The organism is Achromobacter veterisilvae, from assembly GCF_037619525.1.
In the GTDB taxonomy this organism is placed as follows: domain Bacteria; phylum Pseudomonadota; class Gammaproteobacteria; order Burkholderiales; family Burkholderiaceae_B; genus Achromobacter; species Achromobacter veterisilvae.
The window spans coordinates 1,711,154-1,732,856 of sequence record NZ_CP148753.1; the positions used below are offsets into that span (position 1 = coordinate 1,711,154).

19 protein-coding genes are annotated in these 21,703 nt (G+C 67.9%); 11 read left to right on the forward strand and 8 right to left on the reverse strand.

The features are described from left to right. Positions 1-47: 47 nt before the first annotated feature. The 8 genes from WHX56_RS07945 to mpl form a co-directional block, all read right to left on the reverse strand. Positions 48-1,136, reverse strand: a complete 1,089-nt coding sequence (locus WHX56_RS07945; RefSeq protein WP_129246589.1) for an ABC transporter ATP-binding protein — start codon at positions 1,134-1,136, stop codon at positions 48-50. Beyond that, complete coding sequence (locus WHX56_RS07950) at positions 1,129-2,907, reverse strand: iron ABC transporter permease (protein WP_338880940.1); 1,779 nt, start codon at positions 2,905-2,907, stop codon at positions 1,129-1,131. Before WHX56_RS07950 ends, WHX56_RS07945 begins: the two co-directional genes overlap by 8 nt. Before the next feature lie 133 nt (positions 2,908-3,040). Then, positions 3,041-4,138, reverse strand: coding sequence for an ABC transporter substrate-binding protein (locus WHX56_RS07955; protein WP_129244263.1), 1,098 nt, complete (start codon positions 4,136-4,138; stop codon positions 3,041-3,043). Positions 4,139-4,224: 86 nt separating this feature from the next. Continuing rightward, on the reverse strand, positions 4,225-6,735 hold the full coding sequence (locus tag WHX56_RS07960; protein ID WP_338880941.1) for an extracellular solute-binding protein: 2,511 nt from the start codon (positions 6,733-6,735) through the stop codon (positions 4,225-4,227). Next, positions 6,722-7,393, reverse strand: a complete 672-nt coding sequence (locus WHX56_RS07965) for a response regulator transcription factor (protein WP_129244259.1) — start codon at positions 7,391-7,393, stop codon at positions 6,722-6,724. The genes WHX56_RS07960 and WHX56_RS07965 overlap by 14 nt, the downstream gene beginning before the upstream one ends. A 1,236-nt stretch (positions 7,394-8,629) precedes the next feature. Beyond that, a complete protein-coding gene (locus WHX56_RS07970) occupies positions 8,630-10,534 on the reverse strand; it encodes a ribonuclease catalytic domain-containing protein (RefSeq protein WP_129244257.1) in 1,905 nt (634 codons plus the stop codon). Positions 10,535-10,607: 73 nt separating this feature from the next. After that, complete coding sequence (locus WHX56_RS07975; protein ID WP_287755834.1) at positions 10,608-11,210, reverse strand: YqiA/YcfP family alpha/beta fold hydrolase; 603 nt, start codon at positions 11,208-11,210, stop codon at positions 10,608-10,610. A gap of 30 nt (positions 11,211-11,240) precedes the next feature. Beyond that, complete coding sequence (gene mpl / locus WHX56_RS07980) at positions 11,241-12,611, reverse strand: UDP-N-acetylmuramate:L-alanyl-gamma-D-glutamyl-meso-diaminopimelate ligase (protein WP_338880942.1); 1,371 nt, start codon at positions 12,609-12,611, stop codon at positions 11,241-11,243. A 152-nt stretch (positions 12,612-12,763) separates the two neighbouring features. Between mpl and WHX56_RS07985 the strand changes: the two genes are divergently transcribed. The 11 genes from WHX56_RS07985 to WHX56_RS08035 all read left to right on the forward strand — a co-directional run bounded on the left by WHX56_RS07985 (position 12,764) and on the right by WHX56_RS08035 (position 21,699). Beyond that, positions 12,764-13,297, forward strand: a complete 534-nt coding sequence (locus tag WHX56_RS07985; protein ID WP_129244251.1) for a TlpA family protein disulfide reductase — start codon at positions 12,764-12,766, stop codon at positions 13,295-13,297. 89 nt (positions 13,298-13,386) lie between these two features. Next, positions 13,387-13,821 (forward strand): type II 3-dehydroquinate dehydratase, encoded by a 435-nt coding sequence (gene aroQ / locus WHX56_RS07990; RefSeq protein ID WP_338880943.1) that lies wholly within the window; start codon positions 13,387-13,389, stop codon positions 13,819-13,821. Positions 13,822-13,914: 93 nt separating this feature from the next. Next, positions 13,915-14,370 (forward strand): acetyl-CoA carboxylase biotin carboxyl carrier protein, encoded by a 456-nt coding sequence (gene accB, locus WHX56_RS07995; RefSeq protein WP_129244247.1) that lies wholly within the window; start codon positions 13,915-13,917, stop codon positions 14,368-14,370. Positions 14,371-14,379: 9 nt separating this feature from the next. Further along, a complete protein-coding gene (gene accC / locus WHX56_RS08000; RefSeq protein WP_338880944.1) occupies positions 14,380-15,726 on the forward strand; it encodes an acetyl-CoA carboxylase biotin carboxylase subunit in 1,347 nt (448 codons plus the stop codon). 129 nt (positions 15,727-15,855) lie between these two features. Further along, the gene (prmA, locus tag WHX56_RS08005) at positions 15,856-16,785 is read left to right on the forward strand and encodes a 50S ribosomal protein L11 methyltransferase (protein ID WP_338880945.1); all 930 of its coding nucleotides are present in this window, start codon (positions 15,856-15,858) and stop codon (positions 16,783-16,785) included. A gap of 24 nt (positions 16,786-16,809) precedes the next feature. Then, on the forward strand, positions 16,810-18,060 hold the full coding sequence (locus tag WHX56_RS08010; RefSeq protein ID WP_338880946.1) for a DUF3426 domain-containing protein: 1,251 nt from the start codon (positions 16,810-16,812) through the stop codon (positions 18,058-18,060). A gap of 12 nt (positions 18,061-18,072) precedes the next feature. Then, complete coding sequence (locus WHX56_RS08015; RefSeq protein WP_338880947.1) at positions 18,073-19,014, forward strand: carbohydrate kinase family protein; 942 nt, start codon at positions 18,073-18,075, stop codon at positions 19,012-19,014. 194 nt (positions 19,015-19,208) lie between these two features. Further along, positions 19,209-19,712, forward strand: a complete 504-nt coding sequence (locus tag WHX56_RS08020) for a glycine zipper 2TM domain-containing protein (protein WP_129244236.1) — start codon at positions 19,209-19,211, stop codon at positions 19,710-19,712. 373 nt (positions 19,713-20,085) lie between these two features. Further along, positions 20,086-20,325: an acyl carrier protein gene (locus tag WHX56_RS08025; protein ID WP_129244234.1), complete on the forward strand. Its 240-nt coding sequence runs from the start codon at positions 20,086-20,088 to the stop codon at positions 20,323-20,325. Further along, positions 20,303-21,493 carry a D-alanyl-lipoteichoic acid biosynthesis protein DltD gene (locus tag WHX56_RS08030; protein ID WP_287756471.1) on the forward strand — a complete coding sequence of 397 codons (1,191 nt, stop codon included), beginning with the start codon at positions 20,303-20,305 and terminating at the stop codon, positions 21,491-21,493. Before WHX56_RS08025 ends, WHX56_RS08030 begins: the two co-directional genes overlap by 23 nt. Continuing rightward, positions 21,490-21,699 carry a hypothetical protein gene (locus WHX56_RS08035; RefSeq protein ID WP_338881856.1) on the forward strand — a complete coding sequence of 70 codons (210 nt, stop codon included), beginning with the start codon at positions 21,490-21,492 and terminating at the stop codon, positions 21,697-21,699. The genes WHX56_RS08030 and WHX56_RS08035 overlap by 4 nt, the downstream gene beginning before the upstream one ends. Positions 21,700-21,703: the final 4 nt, after the last annotated feature.

Consider the following 21,703-nt stretch of genomic DNA (forward strand, 5'->3'; position numbering starts at 1 on the left):
GCGCCGGCCGGGCCGGCAACAGCCCTGGCCGGCGCCTTGGGGACGGATCAGGCCGGCGTCCGGGGGAACACCCAGACCTTGCCCGCCGGCAGTGCCAGCCGGCAGGGGCCGGGTTCGCGGCCTTCCGGCCCGTAGGCGCGCAGGGCCAGGGTATGGGCCGGGTCGGCGTCCGGCGTGCGGAACAGGTATTCCCAGCGGTCGCCCAGGTACATGCTGGTCAGGAGCGGCATGTCCAGGTGGTTGCCGTCGGGATCGTCCGCCAGGCGCACCTGCTCCACCCGGATGACCGCGGTGGCGTCCTGGCCCTGGGCCACGCCGGCGCTGGCCTTGCCCCACAGCGACCAGCCGCGGCCCTCGATGCGGGCCTGGCCGTCGCGCAGTTCGGTCACCTTGCCGTCCAGGCGGTTGTTGCTGCCCATGAACTCGGCGGTGAACAGCGTGGACGGCGTGCCGTACATTTCCTGCGGCGTGCCCTGCTGTTCGATCTTGCCGTTGTTCAGCAGCAGGATGCGGTCCGAAATGGCCATGGCTTCGCTCTGGTCATGCGTCACCATCAAGGCCGACAGGCCCAGGCGGATGATCAGCTCGCGCAGGAAGGCGCGGGCTTCCTCGCGCAGCTTGGCGTCCAGGTTGGACAGCGGCTCGTCCAGCAGGATGACGGGCGGGCTGTACACCAGGGCGCGGCCGATGGCCACGCGCTGCTGCTGGCCGCCGGACAGCGCGTGCGGATGGCGCTGGCCCAGCTTGCCCAGGCCCAGTTGGTCCAGCACGGCCTGCACGCGCTCGCGCACTTCGGCGCCGGGCGTCTTGCGCAGCTTGAGCGGGTAGGCCACGTTTTCGAACACGGTCTTGTGCGGCCACAGCGCGTAGGACTGGAACACCAGGCCCAGGTTGCGCTCTTCGGCCGGGATCTCCTGCCGGGCCGCGCCGTCGTAGACCACGCGGTCGCCGATGGTGATGCGGCCGCGCTTGGGGCCTTCCAGGCCGGCCACGGCGCGCAGCAGCGTGGTCTTGCCGCTGCCCGAGGGGCCCAGCAAGGAGACCACCTCGCCCTGGCGCAGTTGCATCGACACGCCCTTGAGCACCGGATTGTCGCCGTAGTCCAGGTGCAGGTCTTCAACAGAAAGCTCAATCATGAAGTTTGACTCCGAATCGCAGGGCGACGCCCAGGCCGATCACGACCAGAACGATATTGATGAAGGAAAGCGCGGCCACGATGTCGATGGCGCCCGAGGCCCACAGCGACACCAGCATGGACCCGATGGTCTCGGTGCCCGGCGACAGCAGGTACACGCCGGTGGAGTATTCGCGCTCGAAGATCAGGAACATCAGCAGCCAGGAACCGATCAGGCCGTATTTGGCCAGCGGCACGGTGACGTGGCGGGTGACCTGGCCGCGGCGGGCGCCCGCGCTGCGGGCGGCCTCTTCCAGCTCGGGGCCGACCTGCAGCAGGGTCGAGGAGATGAGCCGCAGGCCATAGGCCATCCACACCACCGTATAGGCCAGCCACACGCTGAAGATGGTGCTGCGCATGGCGCGCAGCCATTCGATGAAGTTTTCGCGCAGCCATTCGGCGAAGGGCAGGGCCGACAGCCAGCCGTTTTCGTCCACGTCCAGCGCGTTGTCCAGCCACATCGGCACGAACAGGAAGACCCACAGGAACGCCAGGCCGGCCAGCAGGCCCGGCACCGCGCGCGGCACCAGCACGCTGTAGTCCATGAAGCGGGTGACGTTGTCGGGCTTGCGGTGCATGGCCAGGCCCACGAACATGTAGCACATCACCGCCAGCGCGCCGCCGAACACGCCGATGGCCACCGAGTTCACGATGGCGCGCAGCAGGTTGGGCTGCGCGAACACCGTCCGGAACGCGTCCAGCGACAGGACGTCCAGCAGCGACACCCCCATGCCCCAGTTGGACACGAAGGCGCGCAGCAGCACGCCCATCAGCGGCACCACGATGGTCACCAGCAGCCAGAACGCCACCACGGCGCCCGCCGCCCAGCGCCACTTGCCCAGCGGCAGGGGCCGCGCGCGCGAGGCCTTGCCCTTGACGGTGACGAAGCGGTTGGCGCTGCGCATCAGGCGGCGCTGCAGCATCACCAGCGGGATCGTCATGCAGATCAGCACCACGGCCACGGCGGCCATCAGGTGGTAGGACGGGATGCCCAGCTTGTTGGTGAGCTTGTAGAGGTACGTGGCCAGCACCAGGTTGCCTTCCGGGTCGCCCAGCACCAGCACCAGGCCGAACACTTCCAGGCCCAGGAAGAACAGCAGCACGGTGGCGTACAGCATGGCCGGGCGCACCATCGGCAGGCTGACCGACACCATCACGCGCAGCGGCGTGGCGCCGGCCACGCGGGCGGCTTCTTCCACGTCCGACCCCATGCTGCGCAGCGCCGACGAGATGTACAGGTAGGCGTGCGGCACGTGCGTCAGGCCGGCGATGATGACGATGCTGGTCAGCGAATAGACGTTCCAGGGAACGAAGCCCAGGATGTTCTGCGCCCAGGTCGAGAAAAAGCCCACGGGGCCGGCGGCCACCACGTAGCCGAAGCCCAGCACCATCGGCGACACGAACACGGGCACCAGGATCAGGGGTTCGATCCAGCGGCGGCCCGGCAGGTCGGTGCGGATCATCAGGAACGCCAGCATGCCGCCCAGCGGGATGGCGATGATGGCCAGGCCGAAGGCCAGGATGAAGCCGCTTTTCAGGGCCTTGTAGAAATCGGGGTCCGCGAAGATGAAGCGGAACGCGTCCAGGCTGAAGGTCTTGGACGGGGAAAAGAACGGCGCGGAGAGAAAGCTCTGGACGATGATGAACGACAGCGGCACGTAGATGGCCAGGGCCGTGATCAGCACCACCACGCCGCGCGGCAGGGACTGCCATTTTCTGCGCAATGACTGCATGGGGAAATCCTGTTGTCTCGTAGGGCGCGGAAGGCCGGGGGGCGCCCGCGCCGGCGGGGCCGGGCGGGCGGCGCGCCCCGCCGGCGCGCGCGGCTGGCCGGGCCGCGCAGCGCGGTCCCGGGGCCGAGGGGCGTTACTTGCCCGTGGCGGCGCGCCAGTCCTTGATGAACTGCAGGCGCTTGTTCTGCTCCAGGTAGTCCAGCAGCGTTTCGTCGACCGGGATCGGCTTGAGCGAGGCGCCCAGCTTCTTGGTCATGCCGTCCACGTCGTTGTCGCCTTCGATGTCGTCGCGCACGGAAGCCAGGTCGGCCTGGTTGGCCATGATCGCCTGGCCCTTCTGGGACAGCAGGTAGTCCATCCACAGCTTGGCGGCGTTGCGGTTCTTGGCCTTCTTGCTGATGAAGGCCACGCGCGACAGGACCAGCGCGTAGTCGGTGGGATAGGCCACGCCCAGCGACGGATCGGTCTTGGCGCGCGTTTCCGCGTACGAACCCAGGATGTTGTAGCCGATCAGGTTTTCGCCGGAGGACACGCGCTCCATCATGGTGCCGGTGGACGACTGCACGATCAGGCCGCCCGCGCCGATGCCCTTGAGCGTTTCGAAGTACTTGGGATCGTTGGCCTTGTCCTGCACGGCCAGCATGAAGCCCACCGCGGACTTCTCGATGTCGTAGGTGGTGACCTTGTTCTTGAACTTGTCGGCCTGGCTGGAAACCAGCTTGGCCAGCGCGGCGTGCGTGGTGGGCACTTCGTTGGCCGGGATCAGGCGCTTGTTGTAGATGAACACGGCCGGCTCGTACGTGGTGCCGTAGGCCGAATCCTTCCAGACGGCCCAGGCCGGCAGCTTGCCGATTTCGGGCGACTTGTACTTCAGGGCGTAGTCGGTGGCCAGCTTCAGCGCCGAGTCCATCGACGAGCTCCAGACGATGTCGCCGCTGCCGCCGCCCGCCGCCTGTTCGCTGATGTAGCGGTTGTAGAGCTCGGTGCTGTTCATGTCGTTGTATTCGACCTTGACGCCCGGATACAGCGCTTCGAAGCCCTTGATGATGGGGCCGGCGGCCTTGGTGTCGGTGGTCGAGTAGATGACGACCTTGCCTTCCTTCTTGGCGCCGTCCAGGATCTTTTGGTAGTCGGCCGGATAACCTGCCGGCACTTGCTGCGCGAAGGCGCTGCCGGTGGCGATGGCGAATGCGGCGGCGCAGGCGGCCGCCAGTTGGGACTTGGCAAGCATGGATGTTGTCTCCGATTGGATGGTCAGAAGCCGGATCTGGGTCCAGCCTGCGGCCATCTTAGGAGCCGGCGTCTGTCGTCGTCCTGTCATGGCGGCGCGGCAGGCCTAGGGGTAATCCCTTGAGGCGTGTCCGTGACCAGCCGGATCCAGTTCTGCACGAAGCGCGAATGCCGGCGCTGGTCCAGGCCCACCAGCAGCGCGGGGCTCAGCACCACCGGCTGCACGATGCCCTGCGACCGCGCCAGGACCGCCTCGGAAGTCCAGCGGCCGGGCGTGTCTTCCATGATGGAGCCCAGCGCCGCGTGGCTCGACGCCACCTGCTGGCCGGCGGGAGACAGCAGCCAGTCCACCAGCGCGCGGCCCAGGTCCGGGTTGGGGGCGGCGCGGGCGATCAGCACCGAGCGCGCCAGCACCAGCACGTAGTCCTGCGGGAACACCACGCCTATCGGGCTGCCCGCCGCCTGCCGCGACAGGGCGTAGGAGCCGAGGATGTTGTAGCCGATGTCGATATCGTCGTTTTCCACGGCGTCCAGGATCTCGGCGCTGGTCGCGGACAGGCGCACGCCCACCTGGCCCATCGCGTTGGCCAGCCCCCAGAAGTTCGACGACACCAGCTCGTCCTGCTCGGCCAGCAGATAGCCCACGCTGCTGGCCGAGATGTCGTAGGTGCCGACGCGGCCGTGCAGCCTGGCCGGGTCCCGTTCCAGCAGGCGCAGCAGGTCCTGGCGGGAGCGCGGCACGGTGGCTTCGGTAAAGCGCTTGGGGTTGTAGACGATGACGGCGGGCTCGAAGGTGAAGCCGTAGACCTCGTGGCGCCAGATCGCCCAGGAGGGCAGCCTGGCGGCATAGGGCGAGGCGTAGCTGAGCGCATAGCCGTCGTTGGCCAGGCGGATCTGCAGGTCCGACGCCGAGCTCATCAGCACGTCCACGTCCTTCAGCCGCCCTTCGACGGCGGCCTCGTAGAGTTCGCGGCTGCCCATCTCGCGGTACACCACCGCCACGTCCGGCCGCTGCGACTGGAAACCCTGGAGCAGCGGCGCGACCACGGGCGTGTCGGTGGGACCGGCGATGGTCAGGACTCGGGAAGAGGACTGCGGGGCCGGGTAGCGGGTGACGATTTCGGCGGCGTCGGCGGCGCGCACCCCGGCGGGCGCCGCCGCCAGCAGCAGGCCGGCGATGCAGAGCGCGCCCAGGCCGGCGGCCGCCGCGCGCCAGGGCGCCGAACGCGCCAGCGGCAGGATGATGCGCGCCGTCAGGCCTCCGCCCGGCCGGTCCTGCAGCCAGAGCGAACCGCCGTGGGCGGTGGCCACCGAGCGCACGATGGCCAGCCCCAGCCCGGAGCCGGGCTGCGCGTCGCCGGCCCGGCCGCGCACGAACCGCTGCTGCACGGTGTCCTTTTCGTCGTCGGCGACGCCGGGGCCGCGGTCCGACACGGTGAGCGCCACGCGGAATCCCGCCACCGGCGTCGCCTGGATGTCCACCGGGCCGTCCGGCGCGTAGCGCAGGGCGTTGTCCACCAGGTTGCGCAGCATTTCGCGCAAGGCGACACGGTCGCCGGCGATCCGGGCCCGGCGGACGTCGGGCGCGATTTCGATGCGCAGCCGCTGCGCCTCCAGCGGGCCGATGCGGCGCCGCGTTTCGTTGATGGTTTCCGCCACGCCCACCAGCGTGCGGGCGCCCTTGCCGAGGCGATGGGTGATGGTGGCGTCCATCAGCAGTTGGTTGATCAACTGGCTGGCGTGCGTGGCGTTCTGGTGGATGCGTTCCAGCCGCGCATGCAGCCGCTGCGGATCGGTTTCGTCCAGGGCCACCTCGGCCTGTGCGCGCAGCGACGCCAGCGGCGTGCGGACCTGGTGGGCCGCGTCGGCCACCAGGGTGTTCAGCGTATCCATGATGCCCGACAGGCGCTGCATGAAGGCGTTCAGCGCCTCGGCCAGCCGCTTCACCTCGCGCGGCACCGGCGTCGCCAGCGGGGCCAGGTCGTCCGGCGCGCGGCTGCGCAGTTCCCGTTCGACCGCGCCCAGCGGGGCGAAGGCGCGCTGCACGCCGAACCAGAGCAGGCCCAGCGCCACCAGCGACACCACGACCAGCGGCAGCACGCTGCGCCCCAGGATCTCGTCGGCCAGGGCCGCGCGCGAGCCCAGCGTCTCCGCCACGCGCACGGTGACCCACCCGGCGTGCTGGCTGGCGGACACCAGCCGCCCGACGGTGGCCACGCGCACCGGTTCGTCGTGGTAGCGCAGGTAGGCGAATACGGGCGTGGCGGACTGGGCCAGCGGCAGGGCGGGCGCCAGGTCGCCATAGCCGGTGATGAGTCGGCCGTTGGAGGCGCGGGCTTCGTAGAACACGCGCTCGCCGCCGGACAGCATGGCCAGCGAAGACACCGGGGGCTCCACGGTCACGTTGTTGTCTTCGATCTGCACCGAACCGGCGATGGTGAGCGCGGAGGCGGCCAGCAGCCGGTCGAAGGCCTGCTCGGCCGCGCGCTGCGCATAGCCGCGCAGGAAGAACACCAGCCCGATCAGCGCGCAGGCCAGCAGCAGCACGCCCAGCGTGAACACGCGGCGGCGGATGGAGAAGCTCTCAGGAATGCTCATGGTTGCGGGCCTGGTAGCCGACGCCGCGCACCGTGACGATATCGACCGAGGCGCCCGCCAGTTTCTTGCGCAGCCGCGATATCAGCAGTTCCAGCGCGTTGAGCGACCCGTCGTCCAGGTCGAAAAGCTGGTTCATCAGGCGTTCCTTGGCGACGGTCTGGCCCAGCCTGCCCACCAGGATCTCCAGCAGGCGGAACTCGCGCCGCCCCAGTTCCAGCGGAACGCCCGCCAGGCTGACGTGGCGGTTGGCCAGGTCCAGGCTGAGGTTGCCGTAGGCGGTCACGCTGCTGGTCTGGCCAGCGGGGCGGCGCATCAGCGCGCGCAGCCGGGCTTCGAGTTCGCGCAGGTCGAAGGGCTTGACGAGGTAATCGTCCGCGCCCAGGTCCAGCATGTCGATCTTGTCTTCGATTTCGGCGCGCGCGGTCATGACCAGGACAGGCGCCTCCAGCCCGGCGGCGCGCAGTTCGCGGATGACGGTGAAGCCGTCCTTGCCCGGCAGATTGATGTCCAGGACCAGCGCGTCCCAGGTCTCGTCCAGCCCCCACCGCAGCGCCGCCACGCCGTCGCGTACCCATTGCACGCTGTGCCCGGCCGAGCGCAGCTTGCTTTCCACGGCATCGCCCAGGTCGAGATTGTCTTCGACCAGCAGAATGCGCATGTCGCTCCTCCATATCGTTGTGGTTTTTGGGGGAGTTTAAGGGGTACAGGGAGGGGGCGGGCAGAATCCTGGGTTGGCTGGGATGGTTGAGTTCTTGAGACGCCCGTCGCGTCGGGGGCCTGGGGCGCGCGGGTCAACGATTGCGGTCCGGAGCCTTCGCTCCGGACTGCCCCTTCGTCATCTTCGTCCAGGCCTTCGGCCTTCCCTTCAGATTCCCTCGGGCTTATCGACTCCCCGCGCACCCCAGGCCCCCGACGCGACGGGCTCGGGTGTTGGAAACTTGACGTCAGCGGGGGCGGGCGGTGTGCTTGGGGTTCTTGCCGCGGGTGAGGTGGTGGTGGAGTATCTTGCGATGCCCGCCCCATGCCGGCCGCGCGGGCGGCTGGCCTGGGGCTTACGCGGCGTCTTGCGGTTGATGATGACGCTGCGCGCTGTTGGGGGGAGATATGCCAGGTGTCAGACACCCGGATGCATTGCTTCAAGCTTGCAGCGCCTTGCCGTGGGGTGTCTGACACCTGAGGCAGAACGTCAGACCCCCGAGGCATAACGTTTGCATGCCAGGTGTCTGACACCCCCCGCGAGAAGACGTGCCCGCCACGATGGGTGTCAGACACCCGGATGCACTGCTTCAAGCCCGTAGCGCCTTGCCGTGGGGTGTCTGACACCTGAGGAAGCCCGAGGCATACCGTCAGACATCTGCCGCAGCAATCGCCACTTGAACCCCGGCGCCGGATGGGTGGCGCGCGTCCGGGTCGGCATGCGCAAGCAGGCCGTCGCCGCGCGCCACCCATCACCGCCCACCCCAAAACCGATTGCGGCGCCATTAGCAAACCGCTCACTGCACTCGCGAAAGCGCACACCGCCCCGACGCCCAAACCCGCGTACGCTGCTTGCGGCCGCCCGCGCGGCCGCAAGCAGCGGGCAACGTAAATTCCGTCCCTGAACACAGGTCCAGCAGCGCCACGAGCCTAGATGCAAAAGCCCGTCGGCGCCGTCGCCGCGGACGCGAGCAACCTCGATGCGCCCGAGGGAATCCGAAGGGAAGGCCGCAGGCCTGGACGAGGATGACGAAGGGGGAGTCCGGCGCCTGCGCGCCGGACCGCAATCGTGGGCGCGAGCGGCCGCGGCGACGGCGCTGGCGGGCGCCCTACGAAGAAGACGCGCCACGCCCCACGCAGAAGACAGACGCGCCACGCCCTACGAAGCCCACAAGCAACGCCCGACAAAAAAAACCGTCTACCCCTCCCCCCCCACAGCCGGCCTGATCTCCCCCACATACCGGCAATCCAGCTCCAGCGACAACTCATCCATCCCCAGGATATCCAACTCCACCGCCGTGCCCCGCTCCAGCTCCGGCATCCCTCCGACCCGCGTCACCAGCGGCGCGTTCGCGAACCGGACCAGGTCTTCCCGCAGCACGTGCGCGACCGTGCGGGTCACGTTGTGCTGCTTCAGCCAGCGCAGGCACCAGTAGCGCTCCATCGCGCTCTGGAACTCGGCCCAGGCGGCGTACTGCGCGTCGAAGGCGCCGATGATGGCGAACAGGTCCGCGTCGCGCGGCTTGAAGGGGGCCACCAGGCGCGCGGAGACACCGTGTTCGACCGCGGCGATCAACTGCCACTGATTGACCAGGTCCACATAGCGGCGCAGCGGCGACGTGCTCCAGGCATACTGAGGCACGCCGATGGCTTCGTGCGGCAGCGCCTGCGTGCTCATGCGCACGCGGCCGGCCTGCTGCGAACGGTAGATGCCCGGCACGCCGTGCTGGTGCAGCAGGCCGCCCCACAGGTTGTTCGCCAGGATCATGTACTCGGCCACCATGCGGTCCAGCGGCGCGTTGCGCTGGCGCGGAACCAGGCGCACCGGCGTGTCGGGATCGTCGGGGTCGCCGTCCAGGTAGAAGCTGTACTCCACGCGGGAATTGTTCTCGGGCTTGCCGCGCACGTTCTCGCGCTGGGCGGACAGAGCCTGCGCCAGCTTCCAGAGCGGGCGCAGCCAGTGGCCGTAGGGCAGCTCGGCCGAGGGGTCGGACAGGCTGGCTTCGGTGACCTGGGCGTCCAGCATGTTGTGGCGCAGGTTTTCGCGCACCACGATGCGCTCCAGGCGCGTTTCCGATTCGATGACCTCGCCGGTTTCCGGATCGGCCACGACGTACAGCGACAGCACCGGCACTTCGCGGCCGGCGTCCAGCGAGAACGCCTGGATGACGTTGTCCGGCTGCATCGGGATCTTGTCGCCCGGCATGTAGACGGTGGACAGGCGCGCCCGCGCCAGTTTGTCGAATTCGCTGTCGCGCGTCACGCTCAGGCCCGGGGCCGCCACGTGCACGCCGACGCGCAAACGGCCGTCCGGCAGGGGGGTGACGGACAGCGCGTCGTCGATCTCGGTGGTGGTGACGTCGTCCACCGAATAGATCTCGGCGTCCGAGAGCGGCAGTTCGCGGTCGATGGGGGGCAGTTCCAGGGCGGGGAAAGCCAGCCCGCGCGGGAAGTTCGTCGCCAGGAAGCGGCGCTTGTGCAGCGCCAGCGCGTGCGGCCAGGCGCCCAGTTCCAGCAGCAGCCGGTCGGGGCTCTTGCCCAGCTTGGCGCAGGCGGCGTCCAGCGCCTTCCATTGCTGCGAATTCTTGTCCGGACGGATCAAGAGGGACTCCGCGGCCTGGGCGATCGGCTCGGGCAGCCGTCCGGCGGCCATCTCGTCCACCCATTCCTGCTGCTGCTCGGCCTGGCGCTGTTTTTTCTCCAGCGCGGCCAGCGCGGCGGCGAGGATGTCGGGCGGGGCCGGGCGGTAGCGGCCCTTGCCGCGGCGGTGGAAGTACGCCGGCGCGCCGTGCAGGCGCATCAGCAGGGCGGCCTGCTCGACCGGAGTGGGCGCGTGGCCGAAGTAGTCGGCGGCCAGGGCGGGCGCGTCGAATTCCTCCTGCGGCGCGCATTCCCACAGGAATTGCAGGTCCAGGGCCTCGGCGGTGTCGGCCGCCTGGCCCATCAGCGCGGCCGGCTCGGGCGCAGCGAAGGTGAATAGCGTGTTGGCGCGCTTGATCTTGCTGCGCTTGCCGGACTCCGACTCCACCTGCAGGCTGGCGTCGGTCTCCGACAGGATATTGCCGGCCTTGAAGCTGCCGTCGTCTTCGTAAAACACATACATGGTGGGAATCGTCCTGGGCGGCGCGCACGCGCCGCCTTGCGCAGCTATATAGAGTGTTGAGGTCTGAAACTGATTATTGGGGGCGAACCTGCCCGTCGCCCAGGGCGAATTCAAGCACCTCGGGCATCCAGCGCGCGAAGTCGGACAGGCCGTGGTCGCTGCCTTGCACGATGCGCTGGCGGCAGCCCGCGTAGCGGTCGCGCATTTCGCGCCAATCCAGCACCTCGTCGCCCGTGGCCGCCACCAGGAAGTACCGGTCGGGCTGGGTGATGCGGGGAACGTGGATGGCGGCCAACTCGTCCACATACCCGGGCAGGAAGGCGAACGGCGCGTCGGAATGATACATGCGGTGCTCGCCGACCTGGGTGGCCAGATCGCGGGCGGCCTCCACCGCGGGGTTCAGCAGCACCGCCTTGCAGCCCAACTGCTCGGCCAGCCAGGTGGCGTAGAACCCGCCCAGGGAAGAGCCGATCACCGTCAGCGCCCGGGGGGAATCCGCGCCGTCGAGCTGGCGCCGGGCGATGCCCATCGCCAGGTCGACGGCCTCCCGCGGGCTGGCGGGAAGCTGCGGGCAGGCCCAGGCCGCGGACAGCCCGCGCGAGGCCATGGCGTCGGCCATCATCCGGGCCTTGAGCGAGGTCGGCGAGGAACGGAAACCGTGCAGGTAGAGGATCATGACTCGCCTTTGCCTAGGTGTCTGGGAAGATCAGGCGCGCGCCCGCAAGGCGTCCAGCAGCTTGCCGTGCACGCCGCCGAAGCCGCCGTTGCTCATCACCAGCACCTGGTCGCCCGGCCGGGCGGCGTCCGCCACCGCGGCCACGAGCGCCCCGAGGTCATCGTAGCTCGACGCCCGGCCGCCCAGGGGCGCCAGCACTTCCGCCGGGTTCCAGCCCAGCGCGTGCTTGCCGGAATGGGTGCCGAAGCAGAACACCAGGTCCGCGTCGGCCAGGGCGTCGGGCAGGCGGGCGGCCATGGTGCCCAGCTTCATCGTGTTCGAGCGGGGTTCCAGCACCGCCAGGATGCGCGCCGGGCCGGCCTGGCGGCGCAGCCCTTCCAGGGTAGTGGCGATGGCGGTGGGGTGGTGCGCGAAATCGTCGTAGACCTTGATGCCGTTGACCGTGCCGCGAAGCTCCATGCGGCGCTTCACGCCCGCGAAGCGGCTCAGCGCCTCGATGCCTTGCGCCGCCGGCACTCCCACGTGTTCGGCGGCGGCCAGCGCGGCCAGCGCGTTCATCCGGTTGTGCTCGCCGGTCAGGGCCCAGCGCACGGTGCCCGCGGCCGCGCCCTCGCGCAGCACGCCGAAAGCGCCGTCCGCGTCCGGGGCCGTCGCCTGCCAGGCGCCATCCGCGCCGAACGTGACGGTTTCCGACCAGCATCCGCGCGCAATCACGCGGTCCAGCGCGGCGCAGTGCGCCGGGCGCACAATGCGTCCGGAACCGGGAATCGTGCGCACGAGATGATGGAATTGGGTTTCGATGGCCGCCAGATCGGGAAAGATGTCGGCGTGATCGTATTCAAGGTTGTTGAGAATGGCCGTGCGGGGGCGGTAATGGACGAACTTGGAGCGCTTGTCGAAGAACGCCGTGTCGTACTCGTCCGCCTCGATCACGAAGGGGCGCCGGCCGGGGTCGTAGCGGGCCGATACGCGCAGATCCTGCGCCACGCCGCCGATCAGGAAGTTGGGCGCCAGGCCGGCGGCCTCCAGCACCCAGGCCAGCATCGAACTGGTGGTGGTCTTGCCGTGGGTGCCCGCCACCGCCAGCACGTGCTGGCCGGGCAGGATGCTGTCGCCCAGCCATTGCGGCCCCGACACGTAGCGCACGCCGGATTCCAGGATGGCTTCCATCAGCGGATTGCCCCGGCTGACCACGTTGCCGATGACGTAGAGGTCGGGCTTCAGCGCCAATTGCTCGGCCCCGAAGCCTTCGATCAGTTCGATTCCCTGTTCGGACAGTTGCGTGCTCATGGGCGGGTATACGCCCGCGTCGCAACCCGTGACCTTGTGGCCGGCCGCGCGCGCGATCAGCGCCAGGCCGCCCATGAACGTACCGCAGATGCCAAGAATGTGCAGGTGCATTGAAAACTCTCCTGTCCTGCATTGTATATATAGCGGCCGGGCAGGCCTTGGGCGAGGGCGGAGGAAAAATGCCGCCACGCGCCGCGCGGGGGGGCGTTTTATCTTGAGACGGCCCAACGACAAAAAACAGCGGCTGCGGTTATGATCGCGCCATGAATCGACGCCTACTCCTTTCCGCCGGCGTGGCCGTGGCCGCCACGGTCGCGGGCGGCTATACGCTGTTGGGCCGCAAGCCCGCGGCCCCCGCGGCTACCGCCGAGGCCGGCGATCCGGTTGCCGCCCTGATGCAGTTGCAGCTCCCCGACCTGGGCGGGGCGTCCCATTCGTTGTCCGGCTGGAAGGGCCAGCCCATCGTGGTCAATTTCTGGGCGACCTGGTGCGCGCCTTGCGTGCGCGAAATGCCGGAACTCGACGCTTTACAGAAAAAATACCCGCAAGTGCGTTTTGTCGGCATCGGCGTCGATTCGGCGGCCAACATGCAAAAATTCGTCGAGAAAGTACAGGTTTCCTACCCGCTCTGGGTTATCGGCGCAGGGGCGATCGATACGCTGCGCAAGCTGGGGAACCCCAGTGGTGGCCTGCCTTTTACTATTGTTTTCAATGCAGATGGCGGCATTAACCGGAAGATATTGGGTGAAATCCAACCGGATGATCTGGAGCGCACTTTATCTGGTTTAAAGGCGTAAGTCTGTTGGACAAATAGTAGGAATTGGCGTAAAAAGCTGGTTTATCGGCTGTTTTGCCAACAATTGGCAAACCACTCATTGGCAAGCGCATGGCGCAAAACATACTGGTATTGCATGGCCCGAATCTAAACCTGCTCGGCACCCGGGAACCTCATATCTACGGCAGTCTCACCCTGCTCCAGATCAATGAGCGACTGGAACTGCTCGCAGGCGAACTGGGCGCCACGCTGACCGCGTGGCAAGGCAATCACGAAGGCGCTCTGGTCGACCGCATTCAGGCGGCCCGTCAAGACGGCACGGACTTCATCATCATCAACGCGGCGGCTTATACGCACACCAGCGTCGCGATCCGCGATGCGCTGGCCGGGGTCGCGATCCCATTTATTGAAGTACATTTGTCCAATCTGTATAAGCGAGAGCCCTTCAGGCATCACTCTTATCTGTCCGACTTGGCGGTAGGCCTTATCAGCGGCCTGGGCGCGGACGGCTACGAGGCGGCTCTGCGTTACGCAGTGCGGCACTGATCTCGCACCAACTCACAGCATCTACATCTTTACGGCGCGGACCCGACGCTGGGACGTCGCCGACACTAGACACTATATCGGGAAGCAGCTTCTATGGACCTTCGAAAACTCAAAACCCTGATCGACCTGGTGGCTGAATCGGGCATCGCCGAGCTGGAAATCACCGAAGGCGAAGGCAAGGTGAGGATCGTCAAGTTCTCGCAAACCTTGCAGCCGGTGGCCTACCACCACCCCGAAGCCGGCGTGCCCGCGGCGCCCGTGGCCCAGGCCGCCGCGCCGGCCGCGCCCGCCGCCGAAGCTGCCCCCGTCATCCAGGGCCACGTCGTCAAGGCCCCCATGGTGGGCACCTTCTACCGTTCGCCGAACCCGGGCGCCGCGCCGTTCGTCGATGTGGGCGCCACCGTCAAGGAAGGCGATCCGCTCTGCATCATTGAGGCCATGAAGCTGCTCAATGAAATCGAGGCCGACAAGTCCGGCGTCATCAAAGAAATCCTGGTCGAAAACGGCGAGCCCGTCGAGTACGGTCAACCCCTGTTCGTCATTGGCTGATAGCTGAAAATGTTCGAAAAAATCCTGATCGCCAATCGGGGCGAAATCGCCCTGCGCATTCAGCGCGCTTGCCGCGAGCTGGGCATCAAGACCGTGGTCGTGCACTCCGAGGCCGACCGCGAAGCCAAGTACGTGCGCCTGGCCGATGAATCCGTGTGCATCGGGCCCGCGCCGTCGCGCGAAAGCTACCTGAACATGCCGGCCATCATTTCGGCCGCCGAAGTCACGGATTCCGAGGCCATCCACCCGGGCTACGGGTTCCTGTCCGAGAACGCCGACTTCGCCGACCGCGTCGAAAAGAGCGGCTTCGTGTTCATCGGCCCGCGTCCCGACACCATCCGCCTGATGGGCGACAAGGTCAGCGCCAAGCGCGCCATGATCGAAGCCGGCGTGCCGGTGGTGCCGGGCTCGGAAGGCGCTTTGCCCGACGATCCGCAGGAAATCATCCGCGTTGCGCGCGAGGTCGGGTATCCGGTCATCATCAAGGCCGCGGGCGGCGGCGGTGGCCGCGGCATGCGCGTGGTGTATACCGAGGCCGCGCTGCTGAACGCCGTCACGATGACGCGCTCGGAAGCGGGCGCCGCGTTCAACAACCCGGAAGTCTATATGGAGAAGTTCCTCGAGAACCCGCGCCATATCGAAATCCAGGTGCTGGCCGATGGCGGCCGCAACGCCGTCTGGCTGGGCGAGCGCGACTGCTCCATGCAGCGCCGCCACCAGAAAGTCATCGAAGAAGCGCCCGCGCCCGGAGTCGCGCGCCGCCTGATCGAGCGCATCGGCGACCGCTGCGCCGACGCCTGCCGCAAGATGGGCTACCGCGGCGCCGGCACGTTCGAATTCCTGTATGAAAACGGCGAGTTCTATTTCATCGAAATGAACACCCGCATCCAGGTCGAGCATCCGGTCACCGAGCTGATCACCGGCATCGACCTGGTCCAGCAGCAGATCCTGATCGCCGCGGGCGAGAAGTTCGCCCTGCGCCAGCGCGACGTCGCCTTCAAGGGCCACGCCATCGAATGCCGGATCAACGCCGAGGATCCGTTCCGCTTCGTGCCCAGCCCCGGCCGCATCACCAACTGGCATACGCCGGGCGGTCCGGGCGTGCGCATCGATTCGCACGCGTTCAACGGCTATTTCGTGCCGCCGAACTATGATTCGATGATCGCCAAGGTCATTACCTATGGCGACACGCGCGACCAGGCGCTGGCCCGCATGCGCATCGCGCTGTCGGAAATGGTGGTGGAAGGCATTTCCACCAACATCCCGCTGCATCGCGAATTGCTGCAGGATGCCCGCTTCATCGAAGGCGGCACCAGCATCCACTATCTGGAAAACAAGTTGGCGCAGCGTCCCTGACCAACGACCTTGGGGCCTGACGGCCCCTTTTTGCTCCAGGAAGAGGTCCTTTGGGCGATATTCCGGGGTTATACGGCCAACGGGCCGCGGCGCATGCCGCGGCCCGTTGGCCAGATGGAAGAAATAATCATGCGTGAACTCGTGCTCCATTGCCTGGAGGCTCAGGCCGAGGCCCTGTCGGACGCGCTGCTCGAAGCGGGCGTGCTGTCGGTGTCCGTCGAAGACGCCGACCTGGGCACCGACGACGAGCGTCCCTTGTTCGGCGAACCGGGCACCGAGCCCGACGTGCAGGCCTGGGACCGCAATCGCGTCGTCGCCCTGTTGCCCGACGGCGCGGACCCGGCGCAGATCCTGGAAGAGGCCGCCGAGGCGGGCGGGCTGGATCCCGCGCTGTTCGCCGGCTGGAGCCTGCGCGAGGTGCCCGACGCCGACTGGGTGCGCCTGACGCAGTCGCAGTTCGGTCCCATCCATATCGCCGAGCGGCTGTGGATCGTGCCCAGTTGGCACCGCGACAGCCCCGACGTGCCCGGGTTCGAGCCGGACGCGCCCGCGCAGGACGGATCGATCCACATCGAACTCGATCCCGGCCTGGCGTTCGGCACGGGCAGCCATCCGACCACCCATCTGTGCCTGGCCTGGCTCGAGGCCGAACTGCCGCAGGGCGCCACGCTGCTGGACTACGGCTGCGGTTCGGGGATTCTCGCCATCGCCGCGCGCAAGCTCGGCGCGGGCCCGGCCCTTGCCGTCGACATCGACGCCCAGGCCGTGCAGAGCACGGTCTTCAATGCCGGGGTCAACCGGGTCGAGCTTCAGGCCATGCTGCCCGACGCGCTGCCGGAAGGCGCGTTCGAGGTGGTGGTGGCCAACATTCTGTCCAACCCGCTGAAGGTGCTGGCGCCCATGCTGGCCGGGCGCGTCGCCGCGGGCGGCCACCTGGTGCTGTCGGGTGTCCTGGAGCGCCAGGCCGAGGAAGTGGCCGCCGCCTACGCGCCCTGGATCGCGATGTCGGTCTGGCGCGCTCGCGACGGCTGGGTCTGCCTGCACGGCCAGAAGGCCTGAGCGCAGTCGCCGCAGGATCGCGCCATGGCCTTGACCACCCGTTGCCCGCAGTGCGGCACTTCCTTCAAGGTGGTGCCTGACCAGCTCCGGGTCCGTAACGGCCTGGTGCGCTGCGGCGCCTGCTCCACGGTATTCGACGGGCGCGCCTGCCTGTTGGCCGAGCCCGGCGCGTCCCCCGCGCGCCTGCCCGCCGCGCCGGCGGCACCCACGGCGAGCGCCAACCCCGCGCCGGTCCTGGCCGCGCCTGTGCCGCCGCCGGCCGCGCCCGCCGCCGAAGCCCCTCCGCCCTGGGAAGACGAACCCGAGGCGCCCGCCGCCGTTTCGCCCGCGCTTCCGCCCGCCGTGCTGCGCGGGCGCGACGATATCCGCCGCCGCGCCGAGCCCGACGCCGGTTCGCCGGAGGACGAGGACGATGAAGACGGTTTTGACGACGATGCCGCCGATGACGCGGAACCGCCGTGCCGGGCAGCGCCCGCCGCGCCGCCATCGCCCGCCCGTCGCCCCGATCCGGTCTTCGCGGCGGACGCCGAACCCGCCATCGGTTGGGGCGCGCGCCGCGCCGGCGCGCCCGCGGAGCCGTCGCTGGCCCCGGAGGGCGACTACCGGCACGTGGACGTTCGCGACGATGCGCGCGACGACGAATACGAAGACGAATACGGCCCCGACCGCGACGATCCGCGCGAGCCGGTGCTGGGCGATACGCGCACGCGCTATTCCAGCGCGACCGACGTGGGCCGCGCGCCGCCCGAATTCCTGGACCAGGACCGCCAGGAGCGGCGCGGCCTGATACGCAAGCTGTGGGGCGTCGCCTGCCTGGCCGGCCTGATCGCGCTGGGCCTGCAACTGCTGTATGTGTACCGCAGCGACATCGCCAACTCCGTGCCGGCCCTGCGGCCGGTGCTGGAAACCGCCTGCCAGCCCTTGGGCTGCACCGTGGGATACGCGCGCCGGCTGGAACGCATCGCGATTTCTTCCTCGTCGCTGCAGCCGCCGACGGGCGCGGCGGCGATCGACGATGGGCGCAGCCGGCTCGTGCTGAACCTGGTGCTGCGCAACCGCTACGACAAGCCGCAGCACTGGCCCGCGCTGGTGCTGGACCTGACGGACCTGTCGGACACGGTGGTGGTGCGCCGCGTGCTGATGCCCGAAAACTATCTCACTCCCGAACAGTTGCGCGGCCCGTTCGCGCCTGCCGGAGAGCTGAAAATCTCCGTACCCATTGAAGTGACCGGCGTTCAGGTCAATGGCTACCAAATCGATAAATTCTTTCCTTAAAGGATGACAAGCATGGCGACCCCAGTCCTGGTTTGCGGTTCGATGGCGTTCGACACCATCGCGGTGTTCGAAGGCCATTTCAAAGAGCACATCCTGGCCGACCGCATCCAATCCCTGAGCGTGTCGTTCCTGGTGCCCAGCATGCGCAAGGAATACGGCGGCTGCTCGGGCAACATCGCCTACAACATGAACCTGCTGGGCGGCAAGCCCGTGCCGGTGGCGACCGTGGGCGAGGACGCGGGCGAATACCTGGCGCGCCTGTCGGACCTGGGCATCGACGTCAGCCGCGTGAAGGTCATTCCCGATACCTTCACCGCGCAATGCTTCATCACGACCGACCTGGACGACAACCAGATCACGGCCTTCCACCCGGGCGCCATGTCGTTCGCGGCCGATAACGACCTCAGTGATGCCGACGCGGAATGGGCCATCATCGCGCCCGACGCCAAAGAGGGCATGTTCGCCCACGCCGAACGCCTGCACAAACGCGGCATCCCGTTCATCTTCGACCTGGGCCAGGCCATGCCGCTGTTCGACGGCGCGGACCTGGAGCGCATGCTGAAGCTGGCGCGCGCGCTGACGGTGAACGACTACGAGGCGGGCGTGGTGGAACAGCGCACGGGCCGCAGCATGGCCGACATCGCCGGCACGCTGCAGGCCGTGGTGGTGACGCGGGGCGCCGAAGGCGCGACCTTGCTGACCGGCGGCAAGACCATCCATATCGAGCCGGTGCGCGCGGCCCAGGTGGTGGACCCGACGGGTTGCGGCGACGCCCAGCGCGGCGGCCTGCTCTATGGCCTCACCAGCGGCTGGAACTGGGAAGATAGCTGCCGCCTGGGCAACGTCATGGGCGCCATCAAGATCGCTTCGCGCGGGCCGCAGAACCACGCGCCGTCGCGCGCCGAGATCGATGCCGTGCTGCATGCCGCCTACGGTATCCATCTGCCCGGCTGAGCGTCTCCGGCGCCTCGGGGAACCCGGCGGCGCCCGCCCGGTCGAATAGCCGCGAGGCCGGCGCGCGGCGGCGGGTTCGCCCGGTTGTTTGCAGCTTCTGGCCGTGAGTTTCAGTGTGTTGCAGCCGCGATGGCCGTTCTTGCGGGGCGGAGTATGATCAAGAAGTCGTCGGCATAGCCGATCGAGGAGTCCAAATGAACCAAAGCAAATCTCTTTCCCTGGTGTCGCCGCGCGCCGGCCGGTGGCTGGCCATCGCTGCCGTCGTAACGTCGATGGCAGTTCTGGGCGGCTGCGCCAACCGCAGCGCGTCCAGCGGTGTGTACAGCTATGACCAGGCGCAGCGCGAGCAGATCGTGCGCACGGGAACGGTGACGGGCGTGCGTCCCATCGTGATCCAGAACGACAAATCCAGCGGGGTCGGCATGGTGGCCGGCGGCGCGCTGGGCGGCGTGGCGGGCAACGCCATCGGCGGCGGCACCGGCCGCACCATCGCCACGGTCGGCGGCGTCATTCTGGGCGCGCTGGCGGGTAACGCCGTCGAAAACCAGACCGGCAAGAATTCCGGCTACGAAATCACCGTGCGTCTCGACAACGGCGAAACCCGCGTCGTGGCGCAGGAAGCGGATGTGCCTATCAGCGTGGGCCAGCGCGTCCAGGTGATCAGCGGCGCCGGCCCCACCCGCGTGACGCCGATGTAATTGCTGCCGCGCCCCGGCAGGCGGTTTTCCGGGGCGGCCGGTATGTGAAGATGCCCGCGCAAGCGGGCATTCTTTTGCCAGATGTCGCTCCGTCGCAACGCGGCACCCCGGGACTTACCCGCAGGCGTTACGCTTTCCAGCCTTTTCTCGCCATTTTCTCCAAAAGTCTCATGGCGATTCCACGGACGAAGTGACATGATTGCGCCTGCGATCGACGTCACGCCGCGGCTACCATGTAACCAAGTGCATCATGACGTCGTTCTGGCAAGCTGGAATTTCAGTTCGGTTTCAGCATTTTCTCAGTATCCTCGTCGTCCTGAACCCCGGGGCGGGGGATGTTTTGCCGACAAGGCAACGTAACGCTGCACTAGCTATGCATTCCGAGCAAGAACTCCACACCAGGATCGGCGAGATCGTCGAGTCGATCGTCATGAAGAAAGTCACTCCCGATACGCAACTGATCGCCACCGGCCTGGTCGACTCGCTGGCCGCCGTGGATATCACGCTCGCGGTCGAGTCGGAGTACGGCTGCAGCATTCCGGCTCCCGAGATCGCGGAGCATCTACAGTCGGTCCGCACGCTTGCCGGCTATGTCGCTGCCCATACTGCGTAATTCCCGGCTGTTGTCCCACGTCGCGGCCGCCGCGACGGCGGTGGCGCTGGCTGTCGGGGCCTATTGCGGCGCGGACGACCTGCTCAGCCGCCTCGTGAATCCCATGCAGCCGACCCCGGCGGCCGTGGCCGCCGGCAAGAGCAACTACCTGCCCAACCTGGGGCCGGACTGGGGCACGCAGCACGTCAACCTGAACCGCCTGGGCAATGCCCTGAGCGACGGGACGCTGGTCGTGCTGGGCTCTTCCGAACTGTCCAGCCACGACCTGCGCTTCGTTCCCTACCGGTTCTTCCCGGAAGAGCTGAAGGTGCCCACGCTGGCCTATGGCCACGCCATGTTCCAGTCCTACGGCATCGTCAGCGTGCTGGAGTCGGTGGCGGATTCGCTGACGCCCAATACCCGGCTGGTGATCATGGTGTCGCCAGCCTGGTTCGCCTCGGGCGGCCAGTTGCCGCGCAGCGCGTTCGCCGAACACGTGACCGGCCCGGTCTGGGACCGCCTGTGGGACCAGCCCAGCACGCGCGAGCAGATGCAGACCTGGATCACCGACAACGCCAACTGGGGGCTGTTGTGGCTCATCGCCAATGGCCAGGTCGCCGAGCTGAAGGACAAGCTGTCGCTGTGGTGGCAGGCGCGCAAGGAACCGGCGCCCGACCGGCCGCGCAGCAAGTTGTCCGTGCCCGCGCACCGCTATGTGTCCTGGCCGTCGGCCGCCCGCCTCGACCAGGGCCAATGGGGCCGGCTGACGCACCAGGCGCGCGAGGCCGAACGCGACCTGGGCGGCCACAATCCCTACGACGTGCGCGACGATTACTACCGACAGTACCTGGCGCCGCTGTATTCGCCGGCCCGCAACGAGTTCGCCGACGTCGACCCGATCACCCGCGCCGAACTGGGCGACCTGTCGCGCGTCATGGCCCTGCTGCAGAAACGCAAGGTCCGCGCCTATTTCGTCATCCAGCCGTTCAACCCCAAACTCATCCTGGACGTCGAGCGCTTCGACCCGGTGGTGGCCGCCATCACCGGCATGTGCGCCCGTTATCGGATGGGTTGCCTGGACCTCTACAGCATCCCGTTCGAGCCGGGCATGCTGCGCGACGACATGCATCTGGCCGAACTCGGCTGGGCGCTGGCCGACCAAGGCATTGCGGAGTACTTTTCCCGATGAACAAATTATTTTCCTGGGCCGGGCCGAAGGCAGGCAGCCCCGCCGAAGGGCAGGCGCCCCGCAAGCCGGGCGCCGCCTGGGGGCGCCGCTTCTTCTGGCACCTGTGCCTGTACATCGGGGTGATCCTGGTGTTCGTGCTGCAAGCGCAGCCCACCACGGGCAGTGGCGGACCGATCAAGGTCGAATTCCAATACCAACAGTTCTGACCGC

Bases quoted from the DNA above. Each gene is read 5' to 3' on its own strand.
- WHX56_RS07945 (WP_129246589.1), bottom strand. From the start codon at position 1,136: ATGATTGAGCTTTCTGTTGAAGACCTGCACCTGGACTACGGCGACAAT.
- WHX56_RS07950 (WP_338880940.1), bottom strand. From the start codon at position 2,907: ATGCAGTCATTGCGCAGAAAATGGCAGTCCCTGCCGCGCGGCGTGGTG.
- WHX56_RS07955 (WP_129244263.1), bottom strand. From the start codon at position 4,138: ATGCTTGCCAAGTCCCAACTGGCGGCCGCCTGCGCCGCCGCATTCGCC.
- WHX56_RS07960 (WP_338880941.1), bottom strand. From the start codon at position 6,735: ATGAGCATTCCTGAGAGCTTCTCCATCCGCCGCCGCGTGTTCACGCTG.
- WHX56_RS07965 (WP_129244259.1), bottom strand. From the start codon at position 7,393: ATGCGCATTCTGCTGGTCGAAGACAATCTCGACCTGGGCGATGCCGTG.
- WHX56_RS07970 (WP_129244257.1), bottom strand. From the start codon at position 10,534: ATGTATGTGTTTTACGAAGACGACGGCAGCTTCAAGGCCGGCAATATC.
- WHX56_RS07975 (WP_287755834.1), bottom strand. From the start codon at position 11,210: ATGATCCTCTACCTGCACGGTTTCCGTTCCTCGCCGACCTCGCTCAAG.
- mpl (WP_338880942.1), bottom strand. From the start codon at position 12,611: ATGCACCTGCACATTCTTGGCATCTGCGGTACGTTCATGGGCGGCCTG.
- WHX56_RS07985 (WP_129244251.1), top strand. From the start codon at position 12,764: ATGAATCGACGCCTACTCCTTTCCGCCGGCGTGGCCGTGGCCGCCACG.
- aroQ (WP_338880943.1), top strand. From the start codon at position 13,387: ATGGCGCAAAACATACTGGTATTGCATGGCCCGAATCTAAACCTGCTC.
- accB (WP_129244247.1), top strand. From the start codon at position 13,915: ATGGACCTTCGAAAACTCAAAACCCTGATCGACCTGGTGGCTGAATCG.
- accC (WP_338880944.1), top strand. From the start codon at position 14,380: ATGTTCGAAAAAATCCTGATCGCCAATCGGGGCGAAATCGCCCTGCGC.
- prmA (WP_338880945.1), top strand. From the start codon at position 15,856: ATGCGTGAACTCGTGCTCCATTGCCTGGAGGCTCAGGCCGAGGCCCTG.
- WHX56_RS08010 (WP_338880946.1), top strand. From the start codon at position 16,810: ATGGCCTTGACCACCCGTTGCCCGCAGTGCGGCACTTCCTTCAAGGTG.
- WHX56_RS08015 (WP_338880947.1), top strand. From the start codon at position 18,073: ATGGCGACCCCAGTCCTGGTTTGCGGTTCGATGGCGTTCGACACCATC.
- WHX56_RS08020 (WP_129244236.1), top strand. From the start codon at position 19,209: ATGAACCAAAGCAAATCTCTTTCCCTGGTGTCGCCGCGCGCCGGCCGG.
- WHX56_RS08025 (WP_129244234.1), top strand. From the start codon at position 20,086: ATGCATTCCGAGCAAGAACTCCACACCAGGATCGGCGAGATCGTCGAG.
- WHX56_RS08030 (WP_287756471.1), top strand. From the start codon at position 20,303: ATGTCGCTGCCCATACTGCGTAATTCCCGGCTGTTGTCCCACGTCGCG.
- WHX56_RS08035 (WP_338881856.1), top strand. From the start codon at position 21,490: ATGAACAAATTATTTTCCTGGGCCGGGCCGAAGGCAGGCAGCCCCGCC.